General features: G+C 67.6%; 5 protein-coding genes. 2 read left to right on the forward strand and 3 right to left on the reverse strand.

Annotated elements, in window-relative coordinates; genetic code table 11:
* From ACRDUX_RS12975 to ripA, 3 genes are all read right to left on the reverse strand, one after another.
* Positions 1–604 (reverse strand): polysaccharide deacetylase family protein (locus ACRDUX_RS12975; protein WP_526414437.1); only part of this gene is annotated, 604 nt, incomplete at its 3' end.
* Positions 605–820: 216 nt separating this feature from the next.
* Positions 821–2,332: a multicopper oxidase family protein gene (locus tag ACRDUX_RS12980; protein ID WP_526414433.1), complete on the reverse strand. Its 1,512-nt coding sequence runs from the start codon at positions 2,330–2,332 to the stop codon at positions 821–823.
* Positions 2,333–2,414: 82 nt separating this feature from the next.
* Positions 2,415–3,863, reverse strand: a complete 1,449-nt coding sequence (gene ripA, locus ACRDUX_RS12985) for an NlpC/P60 family peptidoglycan endopeptidase RipA (protein ID WP_526414434.1) — start codon at positions 3,861–3,863, stop codon at positions 2,415–2,417.
* Between the two features lie 300 nt (positions 3,864–4,163).
* Here ripA and ACRDUX_RS12990 point away from each other — a divergent pair, with 300 nt between their 5' ends.
* Together ACRDUX_RS12990 and ACRDUX_RS12995 are read left to right on the forward strand one after the other, a co-directional pair.
* A complete protein-coding gene (locus ACRDUX_RS12990; RefSeq protein ID WP_526414435.1) occupies positions 4,164–4,541 on the forward strand; it encodes a BlaI/MecI/CopY family transcriptional regulator in 378 nt (125 codons plus the stop codon).
* Positions 4,538–5,451 (forward strand): M56 family metallopeptidase (locus ACRDUX_RS12995; protein WP_526414436.1); only part of this gene is annotated, 914 nt, incomplete at its 3' end. The genes ACRDUX_RS12990 and ACRDUX_RS12995, both read left to right, overlap by 4 nt.

Consider the following 5,451-nt stretch of genomic DNA (forward strand, 5'->3'; position numbering starts at 1 on the left):
GGCCGACGGTAACCAGGTGATAGCCGTTAGCCTTGAGCACCGGGATGAACTGCTCAACGAGGTCCACGGTGCTCGAGTAGGTGTCGTGCAGCAACACCACCGAGCCGGGGGTGATCTGGGTCATCAGCATGTAGCGCGTGGCGTCGGTGTTGGAGTCGTTGATCCAATCAAACGGGATGACGTCCCAATTGATGTCGGCCAGCCCCTGCCGTTTCGCCTCGGCGAGCACCGCGTCGTTGATCAAGCCGCCGGCGGTCCGCAACAGGTCGGGTGCCCGACCGGTGGCGGCGGCAATGGCCGAGGTGCCCTTGGAGAGTTGATCGGGGATGTCTTGCACCGGAACGGTGGACATGTTGGCGTGTTCCCAGGTGTGGTTGCCGATCTCCATCCCGGCGTCGGCGATGCGTCGCGCGCTTGCCGGGTCGGCGGCGACCTTGTTGCCTACGAGGAAGAAGGTGGCCTTCGCGTCGTCGGCGGTCAGCACGCGAAGGAGCCGATCGGTGAACGGGGTGGGTCCGTCGTCGAAGGTCAGTGCCACGCACTTGGCGTGGGTGCAGTCGACCGTGTCCGGATCGGCGGATCGGTTCTTCACGGCCACGACCATCAGCGCTCCGGTCAGCGCGACGACCGCGACCACGGCGGCCACTGGTAGCCACCTGATTCGATGCGAGCCGATGTACCAGGGCCCGTCGTCACGCCGTGTCATCGGATGCCTTCCTGTCCGTGGATTGCCGCGGTGCATTCAAATGTGTCCGCGTTCGGGGTGACACCCGGGTGGCTCTGCTCACGTCGTCATGATCGAGACCTACTGGCACCGTGCTCACGTCGCGTAGTCGACACTGGTCATCATGCCAGCCTCTTGGTGATACGTGTTGTGGCAGTGCATCATCCAGACGCCAGGATTGTCGGCGACGAACGTCGTGCTCACCGTTTGCCTCGGTAGCACGATCGCGGTGTCCTTGCGGGCACCCAGGCTTCCGTCGGGCCGCATGATCTGAAACGTGTGTCCGTGCAGGTGCATTGGATGCCACATCGTCGTGGAATTGCGGAAGGTGAGGCTGACCCGTTGACCCTGCTGAACCGTCATGGGTTGAGCGTCGGGGAAGGTGACCCCGTTGATCGACCAGTCGTAGCTCATCATGGACCCGGTCAGCTCCGCGGTCAGGGAGGTGTCGGGCGCACCGGCGGGAAACGATGCGGCCTCGGTGGCGACGAACATCGCCGCCGTGCCGACGCGGCCCGCCATCTCGGGTGGCTGATATCCGGCGCCGGGTCCGGCGCCCGCACCGGTGGACAGCAGGGCGCGCGCCACCCCGTTCTTCCCCTCGGGCATGGCCATGAGCGCGAAGACACCGTCGCCGGCGGTGACGATCGCGTCGTAGCGCTCACCCATCCCCAGTAGCACCGCGTCGACGTCGGCCGGGACGACCGGATATCCGTCGGTGTGGGTGACCGTCATGGAGTGGCCGGTCAGTGCGACCCGGAACGCGGTGTCCGACCCGGCGTTGATCATCCGCAGCCGGATTCGTTGGCCAGGTGTGGCAGTGAACACCGTTGCTGCAGAGGGGATTCGGCCGTTGATCAAGTAGTAGGGATAGTTCACGTCCCCGGCGTCCCCGCCGAGCAACGGGCTGGTGCCCACGCCCTCCATCGCGGGCATCGCACCCATGCCCGGCATGTCGTCGTGCGCCGCGGACCCTCCGCCGGACAGATCACGCCAAATCTGCTCGGGCGTCTTGCCGATTCCGTCGGTCCAGTCGTCGAGTACGACGATCCACTCGACGTCGTAGACACCCCGCTCGGCGGGGTCGTCGACGATGAGCGGTAGGTATAGGCCGGTGTCGGCGTCGAGGCCGGTGTGGGGGTGCGCCCAATACGTTCCGGGATGGGGAACCGAGAAGCGGTAGGTGAAGTCACCTCCCGGCTCGACGTTGGGGGTGGCTGGGGTGGCACCGTCCATGTCGTTGCGCAGAGCGATGCCGTGACAGTGCAGTGACGTCGGACGGGTGAGCCGGTTGACCAGCGTGATGGCGAGTTCGTCACCGACGTCGGCGCGAATGAGCGGGCCGGGGAGGTCGGTGCCGTAGGCCAGTGTGCTGGCGCGGGTACCACCCAGGTCGAGGACCGCGGGCTTCGCGGTGAGTGTCATCGTGACCGTGCGTCCGGTGTGCGGCCGCGCAGCCTCGACGGTGTCGATGTCGGCCTGCCTGGTGGCTGTGGGATCAGGCGTCCTGGCGCAGCCGGACAACACGATGCCACCGGCGATGGTGGCGCTGGCGGCGAGGAGTTCCCGCCGGCTCAGCTGGAGCCGATGCGGCGTGCGTCGGGTCATGGCAGGTGCCGTTTCGGATGTGTGCTGGCCACGTGTCGGCCGCGGGGCATCCGGCCATTCTGCTGCGTGTTCCTGTGTGTCATCAGTATTCGATGAGCCTGGTGACATACGGGGTCATTCCGCTGGTCCGCACGGGGGAGATCTTGACCGTGGACCCGGTGTAGGGCGCCTCCAGCATCTGGCCGTCGCCCAGGTACATGGCTTCGTGCTGGCTGGCGTTGGGCCCGTAGAAGATGAGGTCACCACGGCGCATCTGCGAGGACGGGATCTTGCGGCCGGCGTCGTACTGCGATCCCGAGTAGTGGTCGAGCTTGATGCCCACCCCTGCGAAGGCATACAGGTAGAGCCCTGAGCAGTCGAAGCCCACCGTTCCCGCGCCCTGGTCGATGCCGTTGGACGGACCGTTGGCGTTCCCTCCACCCCACGAGTACGGCACGCCGAGCTGTGACATCGCGCGACGGATGACGTATTCGGACGCTTGCCGTCCGTACACCCGCGGGATGCGCCCATTGGTGATCCCGGGATCGACGGCCGCGCTGGCCTGCGGCAGGATCCCGATCGTCGTCAGGAACTTGCGGCCCAGGTCAGCGGTGAGTTGCGCTGACGTGGACGAGATCTGAAGCACCATGTTGATGATCGCGACGGGATCACCGGCGACGTTCGCGCTGGGCACCATGGGCAGCGTGGTGTCCCACTGGCCGGTGCCGGAGGGCGTCGCAGCCTCGGAATCGTGCGGGGCCGCCCGGTCCCAGCCGGCGGTGGCAGTGGGCACGGCGGGCGCCCCCATCGCCGTCCCGGTGCCGCTCGACAACACCGTCCCGCTCGCCGTCGACCGCGTGCGGGCGGCATCCAGCCGGGCCCGGGCCGTTCGGCGCTGCTCGGCGACACGATCCACCTCGGCCTGCTGGGCACCGAACTGCCGTTGAGCCTCGGACAACGTCGCGACCGCGGCGTCCATGCTGGTTCGGGCCCGTGCCGCAGCCTCGTCTGCGCGTTGCCGAGCCGCCCGAGCCGAGGACTCCTCGTTCACCGCTACGGTGCGCGCCCGCGCGAGGTCCGCCCTGGTCTTCTCGACGCTGATCTGCAGCGCCTGGCCCGTCCCCGAGGCACCAATGACGTCCTCGGGACTGGCCGCCGTCAGGTAGGAATCGGAGGGGCCGTTGACGTAGGCCGCGACGGCGAAGGTGTCGAACCGCTGCTGCGCGGCGGCGATGGCAGTGTTGGCCTCGCGCACGGCCAGCTGGCTGGTCTCCACGTCGCGGCGTGCCGTCTCGGCCGCGTCGCGCGCGGTCTGGACTTCGGCGATCGCTTTGTTCACGCCTTCCTGGCGATCCTGAATGTGGGCACCGAGTTGCTGCAACCGTTGATCCGCCTCGGCTACCCGGACGATCAGGGCGGTCACCGTGTCCGCACCCCCGGCGACGGGTCCCGGTTCCCCGCGCGCGGGGGCGGGCGCGCTCATCGAGGTCACCGCGAGCGCGGCGGCAGCGACCACCGACACGATGCGGCCCAAATGCCGACTGATTGCCATCCGCCTGTGGTCTCCCTACGACTCGAATCGCGCCCACGTCCCTGCGGGATGCGCCCGCGCATCGCATCACCCGTCGTACTACGTAACGCGGTAGTACGTAGTTAGGCAGTACGTTGTCGGACCGTACATCACTCGGGACCCAGCAGTAACTCCCGTCACGAGTGATGGGCAGAGCTGTAACGGTTTCGAGACATTGGCGCGCCGCAAATTGGCGCACCGCTTTTCGGGGCCTAAGTTGGCTGCATCAGTCCGACCTCGCAGCCGGTGCGAGACGTCGCAGTCCAACCGCAGGAGCGTGCCGTGCGAGTTCGAGGTTTCGGAGAACTCGAGGCCGTGGTGATGGACCGAGTGTGGGACCGCGACGACGTGTGCACGGTCCGCGACATCTTCGACGAACTCGCCGCAGACCGGGTGATCGCCTACACCACCGTGCTCTCCACGATGGACAACCTGCACCGCAAGGGGTGGCTGGAACGCGAACGGGTCGGCAAGGCCTACCACTACCGTCCCGCGATGACCCGCGAAGAGCATTCCGCCAAGTTGATGCGCAAGGCCTTCGAATCCGGCGGGGACACCAACCTGGTGCTGTCGCACTTCCTCGACCAGATGAACGACGCCGAATCGGCGCAGGTGAAGACCACCCTTCGCCGCTTCATCAACCGCCGGGCAAGCTCGTGAGCGTCGCGGCGGGTCTCCTGCTGTACGCGGCACTGATGAGTTGGTGGGGGCCGCGCGTGCTGGCCAAGATCACCACACGCGGAATCAACCCGCTCCTCGGCGTGACCGCCTGGCTCACCGCGATCATCGGCGTCCTGGGCGCCTGGGCGGCAGCGATGATCGTGTTGGGGCTCGACGCCATGGACGCCCTCTCCAACAGCGTCGTCGGGACGATGTGTCTGGAGATCCTTGGCCACCTCGGCCAGATCGACATGTCGCGCCCCGTCGCGGCGACCATTGCCGTCACCCTCATCGGCACGTCCCTGGCGTTGTCGATCGTGTTCGGCCTCCGCATCATCAGAACGCTGCGCACGCTCCGAACGACCAGCCACGAGCACGCGATGGCAGCCCGCGTCGTCGGCCGACCCACCCCATGGCCCGACGTGTTCGTCGTGAACGCCGACCAGGCCGCGGCCTACTGCGTATCCGGACGTCCGCGCGCCATCGTCGTCACCAGCGCGGCGCTGGCAAGCCTCGAAGACGACCAACTGGCCGCAGTGCTGGCCCACGAATACGCGCACCTGACCGGTCGCCACCACCAACTGTTGATGGTGTTGCGTGCCGCCGCCGCCGGACTACCCTCGCTGCCGCTGCTGGCCGCCGGGCCCGACGCCATATCACGGCTACTAGAGATGAACGCCGACGACAACGCGGCTCGCCGCCACGGCCGACACCCACTGCTGTGTGGCATGGCAGCGCTCGTCGGCCGGCCCACGGTTCCGGCGGCGGCCCTCGGCGCAGCCCACACCGCCGTGCTCGACCGCGCAGCCCGACTGGCGACGCCCCCGCCTGCCGGTGTGCGGTGGCGCGATCGGGCCACGCTGTGGACGGCGATCAGCGTGACCATCGCCGTCCCGATCTTCACCAGCGC

It is taken from the genome of Mycobacterium sp., assembly GCF_050701675.1.
Classification (GTDB): Bacteria; Actinomycetota; Actinomycetes; order Mycobacteriales; family Mycobacteriaceae; genus Mycobacterium.

Bases quoted from the DNA above. Each gene is read 5' to 3' on its own strand.
- ACRDUX_RS12980 (WP_526414433.1), bottom strand. From the start codon at position 2,332: ATGACCCGACGCACGCCGCATCGGCTCCAGCTGAGCCGGCGGGAACTC.
- ripA (WP_526414434.1), bottom strand. From the start codon at position 3,863: ATGGCAATCAGTCGGCATTTGGGCCGCATCGTGTCGGTGGTCGCTGCC.